Annotated in this window: 17 protein-coding genes; 7 read left to right on the plus strand and 10 right to left on the minus strand. The window is 58.3% G+C overall.

Annotation, left to right across the window (positions count from 1 at the left end; all coding sequences use genetic code 11):
* Positions 1-18: 18 nt before the first annotated feature.
* The 5 genes from ACYASS_RS12920 to pvdM all read right to left on the minus strand — a co-directional run bounded on the left by ACYASS_RS12920 (position 19) and on the right by pvdM (position 8,137).
* Positions 19-2,505: a TonB-dependent siderophore receptor gene (locus ACYASS_RS12920; protein ID WP_463586418.1), complete on the minus strand. Its 2,487-nt coding sequence runs from the start codon at positions 2,503-2,505 to the stop codon at positions 19-21.
* A 125-nt stretch (positions 2,506-2,630) separates the two neighbouring features.
* Positions 2,631-4,286 carry a cyclic peptide export ABC transporter gene (locus ACYASS_RS12925; RefSeq protein WP_463586419.1) on the minus strand — a complete coding sequence of 552 codons (1,656 nt, stop codon included), beginning with the start codon at positions 4,284-4,286 and terminating at the stop codon, positions 2,631-2,633.
* Between the two features lie 280 nt (positions 4,287-4,566).
* Complete coding sequence (gene pvdO / locus ACYASS_RS12930; RefSeq protein ID WP_463586420.1) at positions 4,567-5,445, minus strand: dihydropyoverdine dehydrogenase; 879 nt, start codon at positions 5,443-5,445, stop codon at positions 4,567-4,569.
* A 32-nt stretch (positions 5,446-5,477) separates the two neighbouring features.
* Complete coding sequence (pvdN, locus tag ACYASS_RS12935; protein ID WP_463586421.1) at positions 5,478-6,761, minus strand: pyoverdine-tailoring periplasmic protein PvdN; 1,284 nt, start codon at positions 6,759-6,761, stop codon at positions 5,478-5,480.
* A gap of 8 nt (positions 6,762-6,769) precedes the next feature.
* A complete protein-coding gene (gene pvdM, locus ACYASS_RS12940; protein ID WP_463586422.1) occupies positions 6,770-8,137 on the minus strand; it encodes a pyoverdine-tailoring dipeptidase-like protein PvdM in 1,368 nt (455 codons plus the stop codon).
* A 329-nt stretch (positions 8,138-8,466) separates the two neighbouring features.
* On the opposite strand from pvdM, the gene pvdP reads away from it, so the two are divergent.
* On the plus strand, positions 8,467-10,092 hold the full coding sequence (gene pvdP, locus ACYASS_RS12945; protein WP_463586423.1) for a pyoverdine maturation tyrosinase PvdP: 1,626 nt from the start codon (positions 8,467-8,469) through the stop codon (positions 10,090-10,092).
* A 200-nt stretch (positions 10,093-10,292) separates the two neighbouring features.
* Here the strand turns inward: pvdP and ACYASS_RS12950 are convergent, their stop codons facing one another.
* Genes ACYASS_RS12950 through ACYASS_RS12960 form a run of 3 tightly spaced genes read right to left on the minus strand, consistent with a single transcriptional unit; the run spans position 10,293 to position 14,841 of the window.
* Complete coding sequence (locus ACYASS_RS12950; RefSeq protein WP_463586424.1) at positions 10,293-11,699, minus strand: efflux transporter outer membrane subunit; 1,407 nt, start codon at positions 11,697-11,699, stop codon at positions 10,293-10,295.
* A gap of 7 nt (positions 11,700-11,706) precedes the next feature.
* A complete protein-coding gene (locus tag ACYASS_RS12955) occupies positions 11,707-13,674 on the minus strand; it encodes a MacB family efflux pump subunit (protein WP_463586425.1) in 1,968 nt (655 codons plus the stop codon).
* Positions 13,675-14,841 (minus strand): efflux RND transporter periplasmic adaptor subunit, encoded by a 1,167-nt coding sequence (locus ACYASS_RS12960; RefSeq protein ID WP_463586426.1) that lies wholly within the window; start codon positions 14,839-14,841, stop codon positions 13,675-13,677.
* 309 nt (positions 14,842-15,150) lie between these two features.
* On the opposite strand from ACYASS_RS12960, the gene ACYASS_RS12965 reads away from it, so the two are divergent.
* The 5 genes from ACYASS_RS12965 to ACYASS_RS12985 all read left to right on the plus strand — a co-directional run bounded on the left by ACYASS_RS12965 (position 15,151) and on the right by ACYASS_RS12985 (position 18,454).
* The gene (locus ACYASS_RS12965) at positions 15,151-15,630 is read left to right on the plus strand and encodes a sigma-70 family RNA polymerase sigma factor (RefSeq protein ID WP_463586427.1); all 480 of its coding nucleotides are present in this window, start codon (positions 15,151-15,153) and stop codon (positions 15,628-15,630) included.
* A gap of 408 nt (positions 15,631-16,038) precedes the next feature.
* A complete protein-coding gene (locus tag ACYASS_RS12970) occupies positions 16,039-16,788 on the plus strand; it encodes an FKBP-type peptidyl-prolyl cis-trans isomerase (protein ID WP_122667440.1) in 750 nt (249 codons plus the stop codon).
* Positions 16,789-17,170: 382 nt separating this feature from the next.
* On the plus strand, positions 17,171-17,623 hold the full coding sequence (locus tag ACYASS_RS12975) for a YkvA family protein (RefSeq protein WP_243249059.1): 453 nt from the start codon (positions 17,171-17,173) through the stop codon (positions 17,621-17,623).
* 127 nt (positions 17,624-17,750) lie between these two features.
* The gene (locus ACYASS_RS12980; protein WP_463586428.1) at positions 17,751-18,098 is read left to right on the plus strand and encodes a helix-turn-helix domain-containing protein; all 348 of its coding nucleotides are present in this window, start codon (positions 17,751-17,753) and stop codon (positions 18,096-18,098) included.
* Positions 18,095-18,454: a hypothetical protein gene (locus tag ACYASS_RS12985; RefSeq protein WP_027899633.1), complete on the plus strand. Its 360-nt coding sequence runs from the start codon at positions 18,095-18,097 to the stop codon at positions 18,452-18,454. The genes ACYASS_RS12980 and ACYASS_RS12985 overlap by 4 nt, the downstream gene beginning before the upstream one ends.
* A 106-nt stretch (positions 18,455-18,560) precedes the next feature.
* Here ACYASS_RS12985 and ACYASS_RS12990 read toward each other — a convergent pair whose 3' ends face one another.
* Both ACYASS_RS12990 and ACYASS_RS12995 read right to left on the minus strand, forming a co-directional pair.
* Complete coding sequence (locus ACYASS_RS12990; protein WP_463586429.1) at positions 18,561-20,336, minus strand: bifunctional diguanylate cyclase/phosphodiesterase; 1,776 nt, start codon at positions 20,334-20,336, stop codon at positions 18,561-18,563.
* Positions 20,337-20,742: 406 nt separating this feature from the next.
* On the minus strand, positions 20,743-22,824 hold the full coding sequence (locus tag ACYASS_RS12995; protein ID WP_463586430.1) for a carboxy terminal-processing peptidase: 2,082 nt from the start codon (positions 22,822-22,824) through the stop codon (positions 20,743-20,745).
* Between the two features lie 142 nt (positions 22,825-22,966).
* On the opposite strand from ACYASS_RS12995, the gene ACYASS_RS13000 reads away from it, so the two are divergent.
* The gene (locus tag ACYASS_RS13000; protein WP_463586431.1) at positions 22,967-23,929 is read left to right on the plus strand and encodes an NAD(P)H-quinone oxidoreductase; all 963 of its coding nucleotides are present in this window, start codon (positions 22,967-22,969) and stop codon (positions 23,927-23,929) included.
* Positions 23,930-24,078: the final 149 nt, after the last annotated feature.

The following is a 24,078-nucleotide window of genomic DNA, read 5'->3' on the forward strand; positions in this document are numbered from 1 at the left end:
ATTGCGTGTCAGCTTTGCTTAGAAGCGGTACTTGGTCGTCACCATCACGTTACGCGGATCACCGTAGTAACCGCCAAGGAAGGTTTCATCCAGAGAGCTCAGGTACTTCTTGTCGAACAGGTTGTTGACGTTGACCAGCGTGGACAGGTTGTCGGTGAATTCGTAGCGTGCCATCAGGTTGAATACCGCGAAGTCATCCTGCTTGGCCTTGACTGTGGTAGTGCCACCCAACCCAAAGGGAGTGGCGGTGAAGTGCATACCGCTCTGCCAATTCACGCCACCGCCAACAGTCAGGTGGTCCAGTTCGCCAGGCATGCGATAGGTGGTCCAGAACTTCGCCAGTTCGGCAGGGGCGACGGTGTTGATCCGGTCGCCGTCTGCATTCTTGGTCACAGCGTGAGTGTAACTGGCAGCGACTTTCCAGCCAGGCAGAATTTCACCGTTGATCTCAGCATCAAAGCCTCGCGTCTTGGCTCCTTTTACCGGTACATAGGCTCGTTCGTTCACCGTGCCAACTACAAACTGGCCAGGATCCAGTTGGGCCAGATTGTCCTGTTTGGTCAGGAATACGTCGAAGCTGGTAGTGACCTTGCCATCGAGAAATTCGCTTTTAAGACCGAGCTCATAAGCGTCGCCAGTGCGTGGGTCCAAAGGCTTGCCGCTACGGTCGCGCGAGCTTTGAGGACGGAAGATACTGGTGTAGCTGGCATAGACCGAGTGTTGGTCGGTCAGGTCATAGACGATACCGGCATACGGCGTAACCTCTCCAGTTTCCTGGTAGTTGGAGTTCGTGTTCCGGCTAGTACTGGCAGCAGCACGGTAATGGACGTAGCTGTCATATTTGTAGTCACTGGTTCGCGCGCCGAGAATGACTGAAAGGTCATCAGTCGGCCTCAGGCGCACAGCCGCGTAGCTACCCAACTGGCGAATAGTGGTGTCGTTGTCGAACAGAATCTGACCATTGCCTTGAGGCTCAGGCGTGTAATTGTCCCAAGAGTAGTAGTTGATAGTACGACCTTCGACGGTCTCACCTGCGTTAGGGTCATTGTGGTCTTCGTACTTGGTGTAGGTCAGACCGACTACCAGTTCGTGCTCGCGCCCGAACAACTGGAATGGGCCTTTTGCATTGACATCCAGGCCTGTCTGCTTTTGCCAGCCAGTCGATGAGCCGCCATAGAGCTGCACACCTTCACCCGTGGTTTCATTCAGAAAGCCCCAGCTCGCGGACGCCAGCTTTGAGTCACGCTTGCTGTACATCTGATTGACCGAAGCTTTTAGCGACCAGTCGTTGGCCAGTTGTTGTTCCAGCGAGTAAAACACGTTGAGTGTGTCTTGCTGGCGGCTACTCCAGCGTGATGCCGGGTTGGTCGAGCGGGAAAAGTCAGTTTGACTGCCAGTCCTGGTGAACAGCGGGAAGCTGGCAAATGAAACTCCACGCGGGTCCTGTTTCTGATAGTCGTAACCGGCGGTCAGCAGCAAGCTGTCGGTGAGGTCGGCTTCGATGATTCCGTAGTAAACCTGTTTTTCGGTCTGGTAGTGATCGACGAAGCTGTTGCCCTGCTGATAGGCATTGACCATGCGCCCACGAATGTTGCCGGTTGGAGTCAACGGACCGGAGACGTCCATCTCGGTACGGTATTGATCCCATGAGCCCAGCCCCGCGCTGACATAGCCCTGGAAGTGGTCAGTGGGGCGCTTGCGCACCAGGTTGATCGTACCCGACGGATCACCGGCTCCGGTCAGCAGGCCGGTGGCGCCGCGTAGTACTTCGATGCGGTCGTAAATTGCCATGTCCGACAGGCTTTGCGGTGTCGCACTGGTAGAGACCACCAGCGTGGTGGGCACACCATCGTATTGGTAGCTGTCGATGCCATAGCCGCGGGAAAAGATGTTGACCCGCTCTGAGTCCAGGGGCTGCAAGGAAATGCCCGGTGTCTGCTCCAGCACTTTGGCGAGGCTGTTCAGGTTCTGGTCATCCAGCCGCTGGCGGGTGATAACGCTAACGGTCTGCGGTGTTTCGCGCAACGACAAGTTCAGGCGGGTCGCGGTATTGGTCGCCCCCGTTGTGTACGACCCGGTACCCTCGGTGGTCATGCCCAGGCCTTTGCCGTCGATGTTGGTTGCCCCCAACTCCATCGATCCTGCAGTGCCGCGGCCTGTCACGGTCAAGGTATTGCCTTGCAGGCTATACGCCAGACCGGTGCCTTTAAGCAGAACGCCAATAGCGTCCTTGGGCTCGTAGCGACCGCGCAATGCCGTACTGTTCAGGCTTTGCGTGTCATCAGGGCTGTACAGCAGTTGCACATTGGCTTGCTGCCCGAACGTCTGTAGTGCCGAAGCCAGTGGCTGCGCAGGAATATTGAAATCGATTTCCTGGGCACTGACCTGAGCCGACAAGGGAGCGATCATGGCCACGCCGATTGCCGCGCCCAACACGCGTGGCTGGAACAGACGGCGCAGAGTAATGGCCCGGGTGAGGGGCGAGAGGCTGTGTAGTGCTGGCATCGTTGGCTCTAGCTCTTGAAGTTGCGTTGTAAACGGGAATTATTTGTATTGGCGACTATGAGACGTTGTACCCGAAAAAAACCGGAAAAGTTTTTCCGGTTTTTTTAACGCGTGCTCAGCAGGGCTCATGCCACCACTGATTGCGCTTCGGCAACAACGTTGCCCGCCCGCATGCGCACGATCTGGTCGGCGACGTCGAAGTACCGGTCATCGTGGGAAATAACGATGATGGTCTTGCCCAGGCGTTTAAGGTCCGGCAGCAACTCGGTGTAGAAAATACGCCGGAACGTCGGGTCCTGGTCGGCGGCCCATTCGTCGAATACCAATACCGGACGCTCTTCCAGCCATGCGCTGACCAACGCCAGACGCTTGCGCTGCCCCGTGGACAGGTCGGTGGTGGTGAACGCGCCGTCGCGCACGCTGACTTTGTGGTCGATCTCAAGGCGCTTGAGGTAGCGGGTGGCATCCTCCGGAATCTGTTTGTCACCCTGAATCACGTCATCGAACAAGTAGTAGTCAGCAAAGATCGTCGTGAACAGCTGCCGGTAATCGTCACGAGTCTCTGCGTTGACTGCCTGCCCATTGAGCGAGATTTCTCCGGTCTGCGGCGCATACAAACCCAGCAGAAGTTTGATCAGTGTGGTCTTGCCGCAACCGTTCTCGCCCACAATAAAAGTGATGTCGCCTTCATTGATGCGCAGGTTGACCGGGCCCAGTTGAAAGGGCTGGCTGCCTTCCACCGGCGGGAAACTGTAGCTGACGTTGTTGAGTTCCAGGCTGTGCACTGCGGTGGTTGCACTGCCCTGATCGCTGAGCAGCAGATGCGGCTCCGGTGAAGAAAACTGTCGGGACAGCTCTGCGATGCGCCGAAAAGCGATTTGCGCCCGGCTGATAATCGGCAGTGTGCCAATCAGATGTTCAAGCGGGCCTTTCATGTACAGCAGCACCAGTACAAAACCGCTCATGACCGCCTTGTCACCACTTGGCCAGAACGATTGAAGCGCTAGTGCCAGACCGATCACCACGAAAAACAGCATCGAGCCGAAGGACTTGGCGATGACGAAGGTGTTGATCGAGCGAATTTGTGTGTCGCGGATGTGCGCGGAGGTTTCCTGTATGCCACGGATGAACATGCGATGGCGGCGCGGGCGATGGATACGCAGTTCTTTGGCGCCTTCGGCAATGGCGTTGTAGTGCCGCTGCAGTTCGTCTTCACCGGCACGTGCCGTTTCAAAACCGGCAATGCCTCTGCTGCGTGCGATGAACTGCACCACGGTGCCGATCACGATCGCTACCAGCATGATCAGAAACATTGGCCAGGACAGCATTGCCAGATAGCCCAGGCAGCCCAGGGTCACAGAGAACGAGATAGCCAGTGGGGCAAAGGCGAAAGCGAAATCGCTGATGGTATCGACGTCATGGGTCAGCACCGGGATCAGTCGGTGGCTGCGATAACGCTCGATCTGGTCGATGGGCGCCGAAAGTACTTTTTCGCCCAGTTCTTTGCGCAGGGTGGCGATGATGTGCTGCCCGACGTAGTTGGTGCCCATGTCGGAGCAAATCGAGCTGAACAAGGCCAGCAGGCAAAGCCCGGCAAAACCGAGGACCACGCCTTGGGTCAAGCCCGCGTCGGAGTGCAAGGCATTGTTGATGGTCGCCAGCAGTGCGGTCACGGACAGGCCGCCGATGATACCCAGTGCGGTGGAGAGCGTTACCAGTGGCCAGAAAGGTTTGAGCAGGCCGAACAGTTCGCGCAAGGCGCTGCGAGGTTGGCTGGACATTGAGGTCTCCGCATCGGATGGGTAAAGGAGGGGGCGACACGCGTTTGCGGCGTGTCGCCAACTACCCATAGAACGAGCGGATGGCGTTGCAATTTAGCGAGAACTGTTGTGTGGTTGGAGATTGCCCCGAGTCTCTGTCACCACGCTGTCGCGCAGCAAACGGGGATCCTGTAGGAGTGAGCTTGCTCGCGATTCGATTTTTCCTTCGATAAATCATCGCCGGACCTGGCGCTATCGCGAGCAAGTTCACTCCTACAGAAATGCATCTCAAGCCCGGTCTTCAAAACTCCTCGACAACATGGAACCCGAGGAAATCACCTCTCACATCCGGATGACGATCGTTGCGATTACCTGAACGAGAGAAGATCGGTGCTTCGCCCCAGTCATTACCGCGCATCTGCCGCGTGATGCAGCCCGGCTCGTCCCATACGCTGCCGTCAGTGGGTGCGCCGTTGTAGTTGCCGTGCCAGCAATCGGCAGTCCACTCATAAATATTCCCGTGCATGTCATACACCCCGAAAGCATTCGGCGGGTAACTGCCTACCGGCGCGGTGTAGGTGTAGCCGTCCTTGGGGCCGTAAGTGTTGGCGTTGCGACTGATCTGATAATCGCCACCCGGATCCATCTCAAACGGGAACGGCCCGGTGCTGCCTGCTCTGGCGGCATACTCGCGCTCTGCCTCGGAAATCATGCGGTAATGCTTGCCGGTTTTTTTCGACAGCCAGGCCGCGTAGTCCTGCACGTCAAACCAGCTGACACACACGGCTGGCTGGCGAGGCCCCTGCTTGTAACGAGGCTTGCTGGCCACGCATTCACGCCCCGGACGAGTGTCACCGTTGGCAATTTTCACCCCGGTTTCGCGAATGTAAGCATCCAGCTCGCCCGCCGTGATATGAAAGCGGCTTATCGCAAACGGCTTGGCGAAGGTCACAGTGTGTTGCGGGCCTTCGTCATCCTGACGGCCGACTTCATCCTGCGGCGTGCCCATGAGGAAGCTGCCAGCAGGCAGCACGACCATTTCCGGGCAAATCTTTTCGCAGCCACGGTAGACGGTGCCAGGAGCGGAAATCGTGGGGGAGGCGGGTGCGGCCTGAATGGCCGAGGCCAATCCGCACAGCAGCAGGCCTGCAGGTAAATGACGAAAGGTGATTCGAAACATGTGAAGTTCTCGCTCGTATACAGAAGGCTTGGTCATAGCTGTCTGGCCAGCACCGTCATGGCCCGGTCGACTTCCTGCTCGGTGTTGAGCAAGCCGGGCGCCATGCGCACCACAGGGCCGACGTCTCGACTCACAGCGTCGACGATGATCCGGTTTGCGGTCAGCTCGGAAGCAACCTTGTCGGTGTTCTTGCCCTTGACCCTGAAGAAGGTGAACCCCGCCGAGTAATCCGGGCTCAGCGGCGTGACCAGTTCTACATTGCGGTGCTCCAGCAACCTTTGTTTGAGGTAGCTGTTGAGCTCATGAATACGTGATTGCACAGCGGCCTTACCCAGTTGCAGGTGCAGCTCGAATGCTTTCCCCAACGCCCAGCGATGTTCGAAGGCATGAAAGCCACCCGGGGTCATGATGGTGGCGAAATCCTGTTCTTCGGAGAACGTGGCGATCGTCGGGATCAGGTTGTCCATACGGGTCGATGCCGCGCAGATAATGCCTGTGCCGCGCGGGCCGAACATCCATTTATGAGTGCCCGCAATGAAGTAGTCACATGCCAGATCACTGAACTGAATGTCTTCAACGCCGAAGCCGTGTACGCCGTCCACCACGTAGATGATCCGGTCTGATTCGTCGCGCTGACGGTTGATCTCCCGGACCAGTTTGCCAATTTCACCAATGGGCAGCTTCACGCCGCTGCCGGACTGAACCCAGGTCATGCCCAGCACGCGAGTGTTGGGCTGGATGCTTTTCGATAACACCCCCAGCACCTCGTCGGTGGACACCGTGTGAGGATCCTTGAAGAGGCGTACCGCCCGAACCTGGGTACCTTCGCGTTCGGTGCGAAATCGCAGGCTGCGCCGGGTGGAATAGTGCTCGTGCTCACTGACCAGAATCTCTTTGTCTGCAGCCACGCGCAGCCCGCCGTAGATCATCCCCAGGCCTTCAGTGGTGCTGCCGGTCAGGGCGATCTGCCGTGGGTTGACCTGCAGGTATCGAGCGGCCCACTCGCGGACTTCAGCTTCGCGCTTCCATTCCATCTGGCTTTCCCAATCGACCCATTTTGCGGGGTTGCGATTGATCTCGGCACGGTAGTGATCAATGGCGTCCTGAACCGGTTTGGGGTGTGAGGTCACCAGAAAATTTGAAAAGTGCGCGTAGTCCGGGTCCAGGTTGAACAATTGGCGCAAGGCGCCCCACTTGTCAGAAGCCTGTGCCGGGACGGCGTTGGCGGCAGTGGCGTTCGGCACCAGCGATCCCGCCAGTGGCAAGCTGGCAGCCAGCACACCGGCCTGCTTGAGGAAGGTACGGCGATCGGACATGACTGAACTCAATGCGGATTCGATGGAGAGGTGGATGCCACGGGGCGGGCCGCGTCCTGCGTCTGTTGCCAGGCCCGCAGGAAGTTGCCGCCCCACAGTTTGGCAATGTCGGTTTCCGAGTAACCGCGTTGCAGCAGCTCTGCGGTGACATTGCGGATTTCGCTGACGTCCTTCCAGCCTTTCACGCCGCCACCGTCGTTGAAGTCAGAGCTGATACCGACGTGATCGATACCGATCTTGCGCACCGTGTAATCGATAGCGTCCGCGAACTCTTTAAGGCCCGCTTTCGGCTCTTCTTCGAGGATCGCGTACAGCGCGCTGGCGTACTCACCGAAACGCTGCTCCGGCCACGCGGCGATGATCGGGTCGCCGGGCATCAGCGCCACGTTGAGGTTAGGCAGCGGCGGCAGGTCGAAGCGGGCGCGCAACGTGTTGAGCTTGTCCTGAGTCGGCTGGCTGAGTGGGCGCAAGTAGGCCGGGAACGCGACGATCTGCACTACGCCGCCACTTTTCTTGATCAGTTGCAGTTCGTGGTCGCTGAGGTTGCGAGTGATGTCGACCATGGCTCTGGGTGCTGAATGCGAGGCCACCATGGGGGTACGGCTGAGCTGGGCAACCTGCTCAAGCGCCTTGGTGGACATCTGCGAGACGTCGATGATGACGCCCAGGTCATTGAGACGCTTGACCGCCTGACGTCCCAGATCGGAAAGACCGCCAAGCGCGTCTGGCGAGTCGTTGAAGAAGGGCAGCGGTCGGGATGAATCAGCCCAGTCATTGTTGCCGACATAGCTGAAGCCGAACATGCGCATGCCGCGCGCCGTCCACCTATCCAGTTCATCGAGGTCGTGGCCCAATGGGTAGGCATTGAGCATGCTGATGAAAATGGCAAATTTGCCTTCACCGTGCAGGCGTCGGAAGTCATCCGGGGTGTACGCAATGGCGACCTGATTGGGGAAATCGCGCACGATGCCGGTAATGATCTTGTAGCGGATTTCCTGTTGTTTACGGGCTTCGTCGACGAAACCTGGCGTCGGGTGGTGGGGCGCATTCGGGCCGTTCCACATTTCCGGCCAGCCAAACACCGTCAGCGCCGCGCCTGACAATCGGCCTTTTGCGGCCTTTGCCAGGTCGAATTGGCGTCTGCCGTCTTTATCTGCTTCGTTGCCTTGCGTGCCGAAATCCATCGGTACCGTGATGTGGCTGTCGAACGACAGGATGCGATCCTGCAATTCAGTGGCCTGTTTCATGATCGCTCGCGGGTAATGAACACCGTCGTCGATGAAATATTTCCAGCCGGCAAAACCTGCGCCCGCGAGTATCGCGAGGCTCAGAGGCACGGCGATATACCAGGTCTTCTTCGAGCGTTTGATCGTCATTGCCGTCCCAGCATGGTTGGAGATTGGCTGTTTGCTGTTCGGATAACGATTCGCTTATCTCTAAATTTAGGCGTGGTGTTTGTGGCATGTGCCTGACGTGGAGCGCTGTTTCTGTTGGAGCGAGGCTTGCCCGCGAAGAACGATAACGCGGTGATTCTGATCTATCGAGTCGACTGGTTCGCGGGCAAGCCTCGCTCCAACAGTGGCCGGGGTTGCTACATAGCAGCGCGGTATTACCGATGACCACATCTCCCAGCCGAGTAAATTTCCCTCATGACACCTCGTTACTAGCTGGACAAGCCCGCTTCAGGGCTGACACAGGTAGGGCGATGACGATTTCTCGGCGCGGTTTCATGGCGGGGCTGGCATTGACCGGGGCGGCGGTCCCGGCGGTTTATTACGCCCATCGTGAGTGGACAAAGCCGGAGTTCCCCATCACCCCGGGTGAGGCCACGGTCGACCTGCCGGAAACGGCTGGGCAGCAATTGGCGGACAAGCTGCGCGGTGTCTGGCAAATCCGTTTCCTGGAGGGCGATGCAGGCATCGATGGCATGCCTCGTGAAGGGCTGGAGCTTTTTCTGGATATCGCCCAGCGCGGCCGTGGGCTGCGCGGTTATCTGGACACGGCGCAAAACCTGCGTAACAACAGTGTCCAGCCGCGCTATCAGGTGATCGGTGAACTGGTCGAGGCCGATGGCGGGAAATTGAGCTGGAGGATGACCCGCTCTGACTCCAGCTCCGGGGACCCCGAGTACGAGTGTCTGGTGGTGCTCGATGAGGTCTGGGCCGGGTTTGGTAATGCTGGCAGGGCAACGCTGAACGTTAAGTCGCTGCGTATGGATCAACCGTTGGCGCTGCCTGCGACGAACAAAGGTTTTGTCGCCCTGAAACAGCTGTTCCCCGAAGCGCGAGAACGCATCCCGCTGCATCCTGATTTGTTGGCCAGCCTGATCAATCCCGAGCATCGGCTGTTCCACCAGTTGTGGCATGCGTCGCGAGACAAGTGGCATAAATTGTCCGAGGACAAGCGCAATGCACTGCGTGGGCTGGGCTGGCAGCCCGGCCCGCGTGAACAGGAGCGTGATGCTCGTGGCGAGCGCAAGGATCGTAATGGTTCTGGCATCGATTTTTTCTTCATGCATCGACACATGCTGGGCGAGGCTCGCAAGTTTCAGGACTTGCCGTCATGGCGGCGTTTCCCGCTGACTCAGCCGGATGTAGAGCGGGACCGGGCGGGGTTTGCCGATTACTTTGATAATCATGATGGGACCTCCGTACCGCCGACCTGGCTGGCCGGTGATGATGCCGAATACACCCAGTGGGTCAGTGACATCAAGACGGCGGAGGTCTATCACAGCAATTTCGAAGTGTGGGAATCCCGTTATCGTGACCCGCGTTATTTGTCGAAACTGACCCTTGGGCAGTTTGGTTCCGAGATGGAGTTGGGGCTGCATGACTGGCTGCACATGCGTTGGGCCACGGTGCCAAGAGATCCATCCAACGGTGGGCCGGTCCCGATGGGCAGGGGGCAGGCGGATTTCGCCTCGCGGTGGTTCGAGGCGGAAAACGACTTCCTTGGCGATCCGTTTTCCTCGCATGTCAACCCGGTGTTCTGGCGTTTCCACGGCTGGATCGATGATCGTATTGAGGACTGGTTCAGGGCTCACGAGCGTTTTCATCCGGGCGTCGTGCAGCGCATGACGGTCAAAGGCGTGAACTGGTTTGCGCCGGGCCGCTACGTGGAAATTGCCGATCCCTGGCTGGGGCCGAGCACGCATGGGTGCAGTACCACGCCGGGGCTGTTGCCTGGCAAGACAGTGGAAATGGATCCCGAGGTCATGAAGCTCGCCCTGCGCATTACGTTTGGCGAAGACAAATCCATCGGCGACCTGCTACGCCGCGTCCCGCAGCGTCCGTGGTATGCGCGGCATCTCAAATTGCGGGCGTCGCTCTGATATCTTTGGTGCGTTCATCGTCGGAATGCCGCCCAGACCAAACATAAAATAACTATCTGAATTTAAATGATTTTTCTGTAGGAGCTACCGAAGGCTGCGAAGCCTTTTTCCTGAGATGCCGCGATCGCAGCCTTCGGCAGCTCCTACAGGTCTTGTGTTTACTGCGCGACGGGGCGCTTCCACGGGAATGGGTGTGCTTCTCACATCCTTTCAGCTTGCGCCTTCCACCCACCCCCTAGCGCTTTATAGAGCGCCACGCTGGCTTGCAGGCGCGACAGCCGCAACTGGACGTTGAGGTTTTGTGCTTCGTACAGCGTGCGCTGGGTCTGCAGCACGGTGAGCAGGTCTTCGGCACCGGCACGGTAGCGTGCTTCGGCGATATCGAAGGCGCGCTGGGCCTGACTCAGTTCCTCGTGCTGCCAGCGATGCTGTTGGTCCAGGCCGTCAATACTGTTCAGCGCTTTCTCCACATCGGCGAGAGCGCTGACAATTGTGCCGCGATAGTTCTCGAGTAACTCCTGTTGTTTCGCAACGTTCTTGTCTCGTTCTCCGCGCAAGCGGCCGTTGTTGAAGATCGGCGCCACGAGCCCGCTGGTCAGGTTGTAAAACGGGTTTTGCAGAATGTCGTGGGCCTTGTCGGCGCCCGAGCCCAGGGTGGCTGTCAGGGTGATTTTGGGCAGCATTGCCGCACGTGCTACCCGAACATCCGCCTGCGCTGCCGATAACCGCGCTTCGGCGGCGGCGATGTCGGGGCGTCGGCCGAGCAGTTCGCTGGGTAAACCTGCACCAATGTCGGGACTGGTCAGACTTTCGAAGTCGACGCCCAGTACGCGCAGGTTCTGCACGGGCTCTCCCAGTAGCGTCGCCAGGCTGATCAGCGCCTCTCGGGCTTGCTGCCTGAGCAGCGGCAGTTGGCGTTGCTGCGTTGCCACCAGGCTTTTCTGTTGAGCTAGCTCCAGTGCGGTAGCGGCCCCTGATTGAAAACGGGTCTGAACCAGTTGCAGAACTCGCTCGGCGTTGGTCAGGTTCAGTTCAGCGATGCCCGCCTGCGCCTGCAATGCCCGTGCTTGCAGGTAAGTGCTGGCAACACCGCTGAGCAAGGTCAACTCCACTGTCGAACGGTCGAATTCACTGGCGCGCAGGCTCATGCCCGCACTGTCGACTGACGCCTGTTTGCCACCCCAGAAATCCAGCTCATAACTGGCCACCAGCGAGGTTTCGAAATACTCGGCGTTACGGTCGTACCGGTCGACATCCAGCTGACGATAGCCGTCACCACTGATCAGGCTTTGCCGGTTATTGGTGAGGTTGCCGTTCAGCTCCGGTAGCAGAGGCGCTCCGGCGATTCGTGCTGATGCCTGCGCCTGCCGCACTCTGGCCATGGCTGCCGCGAGGTCATGGCTGCCCGCGCGAGCCTGACTGATCAGGGTGTCCAGTTCCGGGCTGTTGAAATGCTGCCACCACAGCCGGTTGTCTGCCGCATCGGTAAGGTGCCCGGCGTACTGCCAGGCGGCAGGAGAGGGGATTCCGCTGTCAGGCGGAGTGGGCTGCTGGCTGCATGCTGCCAGAGCCAGGCACACGGTCAGCAGACTCGGGACGGTTTTCATTGATCGCTCATTCACTGGTAAGGGCCGTCACCGGGTCGAGACGGGCAGCCTTGCGCGCTGGCATGAAGCCGAATACCACCCCGGTCACCAGCGCACAGGCGAAGGCACCCAGCACAGCGGGCAGGGAAAACGCTACTGCGACCTTGCTCAGCAGCAGCGCCCCGCCGACCAGCAATGCCAGGGCTATGCCCGTCAGCCCGCCGACGACCGAGAGCATCACGGCTTCGGTGAGAAATTGACGCAGGATGTCTCGCTGGCGAGCGCCGGTGGCCATACGAATGCCAATTTCCCGGGTTCGCTCGCGCACGGTCATCAGCATGATATTCATCACCCCGATACCGCCCACCAACAGTGAAATGGCCGCAATCGAGCCGAGCATCAGTGACAGGGTGTTCTGGGTGCGTGCCTCGGCCTGGATCATTGCTGCGTTGTTGGTCAGTTCGTAATCCCGTGTGCCGTTGTGCAACTTGAGCATGAGTTCATCGATGGCCTGTTCGGTTTCCTTGACCTTGCGTGCGTCAGCTGCAGCGATCACGACGTACTCCGGATCGCGATTGCCAAACAGCCGAACGCTGGCAGAGGAGTAGGGGATCATGACTCGCATGTCGCTGTCCTGCTCACCCGAGCTGGCGCCTTTGGCGACCAGTACCCCGATCACCTGGAAAGGCACGTTTTCGATCAGGATGTAGCGACCCAGTGGGTCGACCCCGGTAAAGAATTTCTCACGGACCTTTTCGCCGATCACCGCGACGGGGGCGGCGCTCGCTTCATCGGAATCGGTAAAGTAACTGCCCCGGACCACCGGCCAATTGAAAATGCCCGGAAACGAAGTATTACTGCCGCCGACGTAGACCCGCTGATCAACACTGCCAAAGCGTACGCTTGCCTTGCCACCGTTGACCGGCATGACCAGGGTGACCTGCGGCAGCGTAGCGAGTGCGGCGACGTCATCGAGGCTGATAATGCCGGGAGCAGCGCGAGGTGTGGCCGCAGTGCCGTTGAGGTAAATGATGTTCGAGCCGAACGCGCCCATTTGCGACATGACCTGTCGCTTGCTGCCTTCGCCGACCGCGAGCATGACCACCACCGATGCGACGCCGATGATGATCCCGAGCAGGGTCAGCGCGGTACGAAAGCGATTGATCCACATGATCCGCCATGCGGCCTGAATCGAATCGAGCAGTTCGCCTTTCCAGGCGCCGCTCGGGCTGCTGCCGTCGCTCAGGCGCTGACGCAGGTCCACTGCTTGCAAGGCTCCACTGGCTGCGGGCTGCTGCGAAAGGTCAGCCGATACGCTGTCGCTGATAATCAGGCCGTCGCGGATTTCAATGACGCGTTTGGCGCGCTCAGCCACCTCCCGATCATGGGTGATCAAAATAACCACGTGTCCCTGCTGCGCCAGTTCGTCCAGCAACAGCATGACTTCTGCACCGCTGTGGCTATCAAGAGCGCCGGTAGGTTCGTCGGCCAGAATGATGTGCCCGCCATTCATCAATGCCCGGGCAATCGACACACGTTGCTGCTGACCGCCGGACAGTTGATGCGGGCGGTTACCGGTGCGGCTGGCCAGGCCCAGCCGATCAAGCAGGGCTGCGGCACGTGCGTGACGTTCGGCTGCGGGAAGCCCGGCATAAATAGCCGGCATCTCGACGTTTTCCTGTGCGGAACTGGACGGGATCAGGTGATAGCCCTGGAATACGAAGCCGAACGCTTCGCGCCGCAGCCATGCCAGTTCGTCGCTGTTCAGTGACGCTACGGCCTGGCCAGCAAACAGATAGCCGCCTGAGGTCGGGCGATCGAGACAACCAAGGATGTTCATCAGCGTCGATTTGCCGGAACCCGAAGCGCCGACGATGGCCACAAACTCACCCGGGTGAATTGACAGATTGATACCGCGCAATACTTCGACAGTCGGCTTGTCGCCGCCACCGTAGGTTTTGCAGATGTCTTGCAGGTCAATCAGCGGCGTTTGCATTCAACCACCGTTGCCGGACACGGGGCCGATCAGCAGCCGCTCACCTTCCGCCAACCCGTCCAGCACCTGCACTCGCAACCGGTCACTGATGCCGGTGCGAACCTCCCTTGGCTGAATATCGCCATTGCGCGCAACCACCTGGACGGTCTGACGTTGCTGGCTATCGCGGTGCAACGCAGCAACCGGAACGGTCAGGATGTTTTGGGCGCGTTCGGCGACAAAAAATACCTGAGTGGTCATTTCCGCCATGAGTGCGTGATCAGGGTTTTCCACGTCGAGTAGCACGGTGTACAGCACTACACGGCCGCCGCTCTTACTGGCACTGGCCGGGCTGCCGCCGCCCTGACTGATTTGATCGAGGGGCTTGGGCGGAATCGGCAGAATTTGCCGAACCGTACTGTTCCAGCGCCTGCTGCCACCACTGAGTGTCGTGAACCAGGCCGTCATGCCCGGTTTGACGTGGCCGATATCCGCCTCGGAAACCTCCGCCCATACGGTCATCGGCGACAGCTTGGCGATGCGCAGAATCAGCGGGGTCTGTTGCTGAGCGTTGAGTGTCTGGCCAACCCTGGCATCCAGCGCCACCACCGTGCCGGACATCGGTGCATAAATTTTGGTGTAACCCAGCTCTGCTTCGTCACTGCGCAAGCTCGCCTGAGCCTGGGCGATCTGCGCCTTGAACATATCGATGCGCGCCTGAGTGGCGTGCAATTCCGCCTGAGCGGTCTGCACGTCCTCCTCGCGGGTAGCGCCGCCAGCGGCCAGGCTTTGCTGGCGGTGGTATTTCTGCCTTGCCAGTTCATGCTGGGCGCGCTGTTCCTGCAATTGCGCTTTGAGGTTGTCGATGGCGTAACGTCCGGCGTCGAGTCTGGCCGTCTGGGTGGAGGGATCAATCTCTACCAGCAGTTGGCCTTTCTGGACTTCGTCGCCGATTTCAACGTGGATGGTGCGAATCTGCCCGGAAGCCTGGGCACCCACGTCAACATAGCGGCGGGGCTGCAGTGTACCCAGCGCAGTGACGCTGCTTTCTATGTCTGCGCGGGTCACTGCCACGGTGGCCAGATTTTCCTGACCAACAGGCAACACCTGCCAGGCCGCCAGGGCAACGACAGGGATCAGGCATAGCGCTATTAACAGCGCGCGTCGGGTGCGTCGCAGAGGTTTCATGCAGGGTTCCGGCCAATGGGATCGGCCCGTCGTACCACGCTCGGTGCAAGGTGGATCCTGTCGCTAATGCCGACAGAAACGGGGAACTGCCCAATAGACGAGAAACCCGCGCAGGAAATTAAGGAGGGAGGTTGGCTAAAGCGTGTCTGTTACACATTATTGCTACAGCTTTTATACGCGTTGTTTTAAATCTAGATGAGAATTGTTATAAATTGCGCCTGCGTACAAAATGCCAGTACCGCTCGTCCCTCCCCGGGGCGCGATGATCATGCTCAAGGATCGGCTCCGCGACGATGCGGGCCAGAGGTGATGTTGGAAAACTACTATCGTGAACTCATGTCTTTTCTGAACGCCCGGCTGGGAAATCGCCAGGCGGCGGAGGACATCGTCCAGGATACTTACCTGCGCGTGCTCGAACGGTCGAGTTCCACGCCGATCGAGCAGCCAAGGGCATTTCTGTATCGCACCGCGTTGAACCTGGTTATCGACGGTCATCGGCGCAATGTGTTGCGCCAGACTGAGTCGCTGGAGGTGCTTGATCAGGAGGAGCGTTATTTCAGCCCGTCTCCTCAGGCGAGCATAGACACGGGGCAGCGCCTGGACATGGTGCAACGGGCGCTGGCCGAGTTGCCCGAGCTCTGTCGCGAGAGCTTTCTGCTGCGCAAGCTTGAAGGGCTGTCTCATCCGGAGATAGCCGAGCGTCTGGGGATTTCCCACAGTCTGGTCGAGAAGCATATTGTGAATGCGATGAAGCATTGTCGGGTGCGGATGAGGCAGTGGGAGGGGTGATTTCTGATGAGCGATCGCTACCTGTGAATCTTGTGTACATATCCGTTTCCGAGTTATGGCGGCTATTGGTTACGCCCTTACGGCGCCTTACTTTTGTCTGGGCCGGCTTCCGGATCTATCAAAAGTGAGGCGCTGTAAATGCGCAACCAATATTAGCCATTACCCTGAAAACGGATATGTACACAAAATGCACTAAACGCACCAAAAGAAGGTCAGGTCTCTGCAAGCCCGATTGCCCCTCAGACCTGAACCCCAACTGAACATCCCACGCTCTTGCCAAGAAAACCTTTGGATACCTGAACTTATCTGCATTTTCTGCCTCTCATGCCGGTAGCCATTGATCGCGGCACCCTGATAAGCTCGCGGCTTTACTCGTTTGCCCTATTGGCGCATGAACAAGGAATCAGAATGAAACAGCATCGGTTGGCAGCGGCGATTGCCCTGGTCGGTCTGGTACTCGCAGGTTGTGATAAGCAAGCCAGCACTGTTGAGCTGAAAACCCCGGCACAAAAAGCGTCCTATGGCATTGGTCTGAACATGGGCAAAAGCCTGGCTCAGGAAGGTATGGACGATCTGGACTCCAAAGCCGTAGCACTGGGCATCGAAGATGCCGTCGGCAAGAAAGACCAGAAACTGAAAGACGAAGAACTGGTTGAGGCATTCTCGGCGCTGCAGAAGCGTGCCGAAGAGCGTATGGCCAAAATGAGCGAAGAGTCGGCAGCTGCTGGCAAGAAATTCCTCGAAGAAAACGGCAAGAAAGAAGGTGTAGTCACCACCGCTTCAGGCCTGCAGTACCAAATCGTCAAGAAAGCCGATGGCCCGCAGCCTAAGCCAACTGACGTAGTGACTGTTCACTACGAAGGCAAGCTGACGGATGGCAAGGTATTCGACAGCTCCGTAGAGCGTGGCAGCCCAATTGATCTGCCAGTCAGTGGCGTGATTCCGGGTTGGGTTGAAGGCCTGCAACTGATGCACGTTGGCGAGAAGATCAAGCTCTTCATCCCGAGCGATCTGGCTTACGGCGCACAGAGCCCTAGCCCGACGATCCCTGCCAACTCGGTACTGGTATTCGATCTGGAACTGCTGGGTATCAAGGACCCTGCAGCTGCAGGCGCACCTGATGCTGACGAAGAACCGGCTGCTCCCGCTTCCAAATAAGCGACGCACCGGCTTCAACACAACGCCCCGTTTCGACGGGGCGTTGTCGTTTCTGGTCGAACGGATCCAGATATGCGTAGTCGGAGTAACATGGCACGCGTCAAGGCACCAGAGCGTTGTCGGACGATCCAACACTTTTGTGACAGCGGCTGTGGGTAACTTCTGATCAGCCTCAAGTCAACGATTTTTATGGCTTTTTTTATGTGACTAAAAAACGCCCGATTTGACTGCGGACCAAGTAAAACGCGGCTTGTGGCCTCAAAAAGAGGCTCTGTTCACAAGGTTATCCACAAGTTGTGTGGATAACCTTTTTGAGTATCAGGCACCCCCTTTTGTAGGATGGGTGTTTATCGGCAACGGACGACACTCAATGGGAGTGGATATGAAGGCACCCTGGAATTTGCTCCGGTACTTACCCATGGCGCGGAGGCTGATTGCTGCCGGCCGCTTGCCAGGCCTGTTATTTGCGGTGGCGCGCAAAGGCTCGGCCGAAGGCAGTCGTCTGGGTAAGATAAAAGACGATTTGCGCTTGCTGCAGGCGTTGTGCCTGGCGTACTGGAGAGGTGAGTATCGAGCAATCAGTCCCAAGGCGATCCTGTCGATCGTGGCGGGGTTAATGTACTTCCTCAGCCCGCTGGACGCCGTGCCTGACTGGATCCCGGGGATCGGCATGCTTGACGATATTGCCGTGCTGGCATGGGTCATGAAGAGTCTGGATGCCGAGCTGGATGCTTTCCGCGCCTGGCGTGCGCGTCAGTCACCAGAAAAGTTGATTGTGGTCGAGCGTCTGCCGGCGACAGCAGCCTTGCTGGAGCAGGAAAAAGCCAGGGACTGACCGAGGGGGAGGCGGAACGAGATACCGGGAACGTATTCAGGTGGGCGGGGAGTTGCAGACCGCTGTTAAGATGCCAGCATCTGAATAAACTTACTCGATATGTGTAGTTGTTCTACATGGGGGTTGTATGGATCTGCAGGTCATTTCTCGTGATGGGGAGCCGGAGTACGCAGTTCTGCCTTGGGCTCAGTATCAGGCTTTACTGCAGGCAGCCGGTTTCTCCACCCCGTCGGGCGCTGAAACAGCGCCAGCATCGACAGTGAATGTCGCCGACGCTGCCGAGTTACCCGGGCTTGAGCAATTGGCTACGCTGCGTGCAGCGAAGGGGCTGGAAGTGGCGCAGTTGGCCCGAACCGTCGGTATCAGCCCGTCTTATCTGGACATGATCGAAAGCGGCGAGCGTAAACCGGATGCCGCTATTCTCCGTAGCCTCGCCTGGGAACTGGGCGTCATGGGCTGGAGGGGGGAGTCATGAGTGTGCGTATCAGCCGTCAGCACTGGGATGGGCTGTTGGCTGAACTGGATCAGGCTCGTAGACAACGTCATCTGTTGACCTATCGGGCATTGCTGGAGCGTTTGCAGTTGCCAAGCCCGGCCATGCAGACCCTGACCGCCGCGCTGGAACACTTGGCGGCTATCGACGCCAAGGCAGAGCAACCATTGCGCAGCTCGCTGGTGATCAGCCAGGGCGCGAGTCGTTTACCGCGTACCGGCTTTTTTGAATGCGTTGAGCGTTTGGGACGGTTTTCGGGACCGTCGGATGGTGTGGCTGCGGCGTCATGGCATGCATCGGAAGTGGTTCGGGTTTTTGAGTTCAGTTATCCCGAGTAGCGGCAGAGAATTTGTCAATCTGGAATGAAATCCTGGGTGGGAGTCGCCCTGGTGTCCCAGACCAAGCACCGCTCCCACATGGGATTGTGCTCATACCAGTAGCCCATCAGCCCACCTGAGCCAACCCTAACTCCCGCGTATCAATCACATGCACGCTCGCGCCCATGATGTCTTTGGCGTGGTGCTTGGCTTCCGAGGCGAGTTCGGCCAACTGGCTGGCGTCCAGGTCGGCGCATGATTCGGGATGCAGGTGAATCACGCCGATCGACAGCGACAGCAGGGGGAATTCCTGACGCTGTCCTTGTCGGTTGGAGGCAATGAAGCAACCTGCCTCAAGGTGCTCGGCGCGATAGAAGCGCCGACATTGATTCTGAAAGTCCTCCAGCAGCAGATTAAGGCGCTTCTGCCAGTCTTCAGAGCCGAGCACCATCAGGAAGTCGTCGCCGCCAATATGGCCGACGAAGTCCTGACTGGGGTCGATACGGTCATTCAGGCATTGCGCGAGACACAGTAAAACCTCGTCGCCCCGGCCGTAACCGTAGATGTCGTTGAAAGGCTTGAAACTGTCGATGTCCACATAACAGATCATCGATTCGCGCCCCTGTTGCAGCAAACGCGTCAGACACTGCTGGATCGGCACGTTGCCCGGTAGCAAGGTCAACGGGTTGGCGTAGCGGGCCTGCTGGATCTTCAGCTCGGTAATCAGCTTGAGGACATCGATCACCCGTCCCAGTCCCAGGTAATTGCCGTTAAGGGTGATGATGAAGTCTTCTTCGATGCGTTGACGGGCCCGACTGGTCAACAAACGACTGACTTTTTGCAGGGACTGGTTCAGTTCGACAGCGAGAAAATCATCGCTCATCAGGCGGCTGATCGGCTTGCGAGCGAACAATTCGGTGCCAAAGGGTTTGAGCAGCACCTCAGACAGCGAGTGCCGGTGCACGATACCGCACGGTCGGCCCTGGTCATCCACCACCGCCATGGAGTTCAACGCTGCCTGTTTGCGAAAGGCCTCCAGCACTGCTGCGGTCGGGGTGCTCTGCTCAACGGCGGGTTGTTCACTGAGCAGGGCGCTCAAATCGCTGCCTTCGTCTGCCAGGGTGGGCGTCGCCAGTGCGTCCAGCTTGGGTAGCAAGGTGCGTGCGTCGCGAGGCGGTTGTTCCTGTGGGCGACACAGCAGGTAGCCCTGCACCAGCTCCACACCCATTTCACTCAGTACCGCAAGTTCTTCCGGCAGTTCGATACCTTCGGCGATGACGGAGGCGCGTGAAGCTTTGGCCATTTGCAGCATAGAACCGACGAACTCGCGTTTGACGGCATCCTGGTGAATGCCGTCGATGAAATGGCGGTCGATCTTCACGTAGTCGGGGCGCAACTCTGACCATAAACGCAGGCTGGAATAACCGGCGCCCAGGTCGTCCATGGCGATGGAAAAACCCATGTCGCGATAGTGGTGCAGGGCGGTGTAAAGCAGCTCAAAGTCTTCTGTCGGCGTCTGCTCGGTCAGTTCGATCACGACCTTGCTGGGCGCGATGCTGTAGCGTTGCAACAACTCCAGTGTCCGGCCGGGCGGGTGTGCAGCCTCCAGCAAGGATTCGGGAGAGATATTGAGAAACAGCTTGCCCTCCAGCTTTTGCTCGCTGAACCGGCGACAGGCGCTTTCGCGGCACGCCATTTCCAGCTCGCTTAGCCGTCCGGCGTGGCGGGCTACGGCGAACAGGCTGACGGGGGAGTGCAGGATACTGTTGGACGGGCCACGGGTGAGTGCTTCATAACCCAGAATACGACGCTCCGTCAGCGACACGATTGGCTGGAACAGGCTGTGCAAATCACTTCGAGCAAGAATCGAGCTCAATGCGCTCAGCTGTTCTGTCATGGTCATGGCGATCTCGGTGGCAAGAAAAAGGGGGTTAAGCGCTGGTGCGCTTAACCCCCTTATTTCACGACAGATTCATGACTGTTTGATGACGATTGCTATCAATTAGCCAGTCCCCAGGATTCAATTCGAATTTCTTTACGAGGTCGCGCAGTGTCCTGACACTGCGCTGTCGCGCAACAAACATGGGACCTGTAGGAGTGACCGGGGTGGCGATCCACAATGCTCGCGATTCGGTCTGTCAGGCGATGAATATATTGCCTGTGCTGGAGCTATCGCGAGCAAGCTCACTCCTACAGAAGTTGCAAATTCCTGTAGGAGCTCACGAGCAACGCGAGGCAGCGATAGCGATTCGCCTGACACACCGTTATCGCGGGCGTCGTAACCTCCGTGCGCTCCTACAAGAGCCTCTTTACTTCTTGGCGACCGATGAACTCAAGCCCAGATAGTCGATCAGGATGCGACCAGTCTCGGACAGGTACGCGTCGTCTTCCGGCTTGGTCTTGTCGTCGTCCATCGGCAGAGCATCTTCGTCTTCTTTTTTCAGCTCTTTAAGCGGCTCTTCACCTTTGGCTTTACGACGGGCGTTTTCCAGCGCCAGTTGTTTGCCTTCGATAGCTGCGTGTTCGGCGCGACGGTCCACTTCGTTGAGACTGACGGTTTTCTCGTTCATCAACTGCTTGGCAAGCGCCAGGCGGTTTTCGATGAACACGAACTCTGCGTCTTTCGCTGAACGGGTTTCATGTCGCGTCTGGAGCTGAGCCAGGAATGGTTTGAACGGATCAATGGCCGGTTTGATCGCCGGTTTGATGCTGTCCCAAGGCATCGCCTCAGGCAGTGCGCTCTCGCCGATTTCCTTGGTATCGATGATCGACGGATAAGTAATGTCCGGTACGACGCCCTGATGCTGGGTGCTCTGCCCGGAAACCCGGTAGAACTTGGCCAGGGTCAGTTTCAGCTCACCATGGTTGAGGGGCTGAATGGTCTGCACGGTACCTTTGCCGAAGGTCTGGCCACCGATGATCAGCGCGCGGTGATAGTCCTGCATGGCGCCAGCGAAAATCTCTGAAGCCGAGGCAGACAGGCGGTTGACCAGCAAGGCCATCGGGCCTTTGTAGAACGCGCCGGTATCTTCATCTTCAAGCACATCGACCTTACCGTCGGCATTACGCACCAGCACGGTCGGGCCCTTGTCGATGAACAGACTGGTCAGCTCGGTCGCTTCCTGCAACGAGCCGCCACCGTTGTTGCGCAGATCCAGGACCACGCCGTCGACCTTCTCGGCCTGCAGCTCGGTCAGCAGTTTCTTCACGTCACGGGTGGTGCTCTTGTACTGCGGATCACCTGCGCGATAGGCCTTGAAGTCCAGATAGAACGCAGGGATGTCAATCACGCCAAGTTTGTAATCACGACCATCCTGTTTCAAATGCAGGATCGACTTCTTCGCAGCCTGCTCTTCCAGCTTCACCGCTTCGCGAGTGATGGCAACGATTTTGGTGGTCTGGTCGTTAGGTGCATTGCTGGCCGGAATGACTTCCAGACGCACAACAGAGCCTTTCGGACCGCGAATCAGTTTGACGACTTCATCGAGACGCCAGCCGATCACGTCGACCATCTCTTTGTCACCCTGAGCGACGGCGACGATCTTGTCGGCCGGTGCAACTTGCTTGGTTTTGGCGGCAGGGCCGGCCGGCACCAGGCGCACGATCTTCACGTTGTCATTGTCGCTCTGCAACACAGCGCCAATGCCTTCCAGCGAAAGGCTCATGTTGATGTCGAAGTTTTCCGCGCTGTCGGGAGACAGGTAGTTGGTGTGCGGATCGTAAGACATGGCGAAGGTGTTGATGTACGCCTGAAAGATATCTTCAGCACGTGTCTGGCCCAGACGGGCCAGTTGATTCTTGTAACGCTTGGTCAGCGTTTCCTGAATCTTCGCCGGGTCTTTACCCGCGATCTTCAGGCGCAGGACTTCGTCTTTGACACGCTTGCGCCACAGGTCATCCAGCTCGGCCTCGTTCTTCGGCCAGGCAGCGTCCTTGCGATCCACCAGCAAGCTTTCCTTGGCGGTGAAATCGAGCTTGTCGACGCCTTTGTTCAACTCAGCCAGGGCGAAATCCAGACGCGACTTGATGCGATCCAGATAGCGCTTATAGATGGTGAAACCGGGATTCAGATCGCCGCTTTTCAGGAAATCGTCGAACTGGGTACGCCACTTGTCGAATTCTGCGATATCGCTGGCGAGAAAATAGCTGCGCGCCGGGTCCAGAAGCTTTAGGTAGCTTTCATAGATGATGACCGAACGTTTGTCGTCCAGTGGCGGCTTGCTGTAATGGTGCCGTTTGAGCAGCTCAACTACGTTGAGACTGGCAATCACTTCATCGCGATCAGGCTGGAGGTTATCCCAGCTATTGGCGGCGAAGGAGCTGGCGGACATCGGCAAAATGCTGAGACCCACAACCAGCGCGAGGGCGGTACTTGGTAAGAAATGCTTCATGCTGATTCGACGCGGGGACAATTGATAACGCATATTAGGCCGTCTTTGGAAGTCGCCGGTTCCGTCGGATCCGGTCGCATAATGCAAGAAAGCCCGTGCTGCTTCAGCTTCGGGCTCAGTCCAGACTCACTATGGAGGCACTGTGAAGGCATTGCAAGGCGTTGAAGGTCGTGTGGAATGGGTCGATGAGCCAAGTCCGGCTCTGGATGTAGGGCAAGTTCGTATCAAAGTTGCCGCTGCGGGTTTGAATCGGGCCGATTTATTACAGCGTGCCGGGCTCTATCCGCCACCACCGGGGGCCAGCGAAATACTCGGGATGGAGTGTTCTGGCGTGATCGCAGAAGTAGGACCAGGCGCCTCCTGGCAAGTCGGCGACAGGGTCTGTGCGCTGTTGGCTGGCGGGGCAATGGCCGAGGAAGCGGTGGTCGATGGACGACACGTTTTGCCGGTCCCGGAAGGCTTGTCACTGGCCGAGGCTGCGGCTATTCCTGAAGTCTATGCCACCGCCTGGCTGAACCTGTTTCAGCTCGCCGGACTAAAGCCCGGCGAGAAAGTATTGCTGCACGCCGGGGCAAGTGGAGTTGGTTCAGCTGGCATTCAGCTTTGCAAGGCATTCGGCAACCCGGTCTGGGTCAGCGTTGGCTCGGCGGATCGTCTGGAGTACTGCATCGATCTGGGCGCGCAGGGCGGTGTCGTGCGCAATGAAAGCCTGGACAGCCTGAAGGATTTCGCGCCATTCGATGTGATTCTGGATCCAGTGGGCGCCAATTACGCTGAACTGAACGTCAAGCTGCTCAGTGTTGACGGTCGTTGGGTGCTGATTGGCCTGATGGGCGGCCGCGAGGCGCAACTGGACATGGCGCAGATTCTGGGCAAACGTATCCAGTTGCTGGGTTCGACCTTGCGCAGCCGTGACGACACGTTCAAGGCTGATCTGTTACGCGATCTGGGGCAGCACGTCTGGCCGTTGTTCACCGAAGGCCGCCTCAAACCACAGCTGGCCCGCAGCTACCCGATCCAGGACGCTGAAGCGGCTTATGCCGAGCTGGCGACCAACAAGGTCAATGGCAAGCTGGTGCTGGTGATTGATGAGAGCCTGGCTTAAAGCCTGAGTCTGGAACCCCGGCTCCAAACCGGTAGGAGCCGACTTGTTGGCGAGGCGGCGTGTCAGCAAAAGCTTTTGTGTCTGAACTAACGCCTCGCGGGTGAATCCGCTCCTACCGATTTAGTCCGTAGGAGCGGATTCACCCGCGA

The organism is Pseudomonas sp. HP_14, assembly GCF_055283875.1.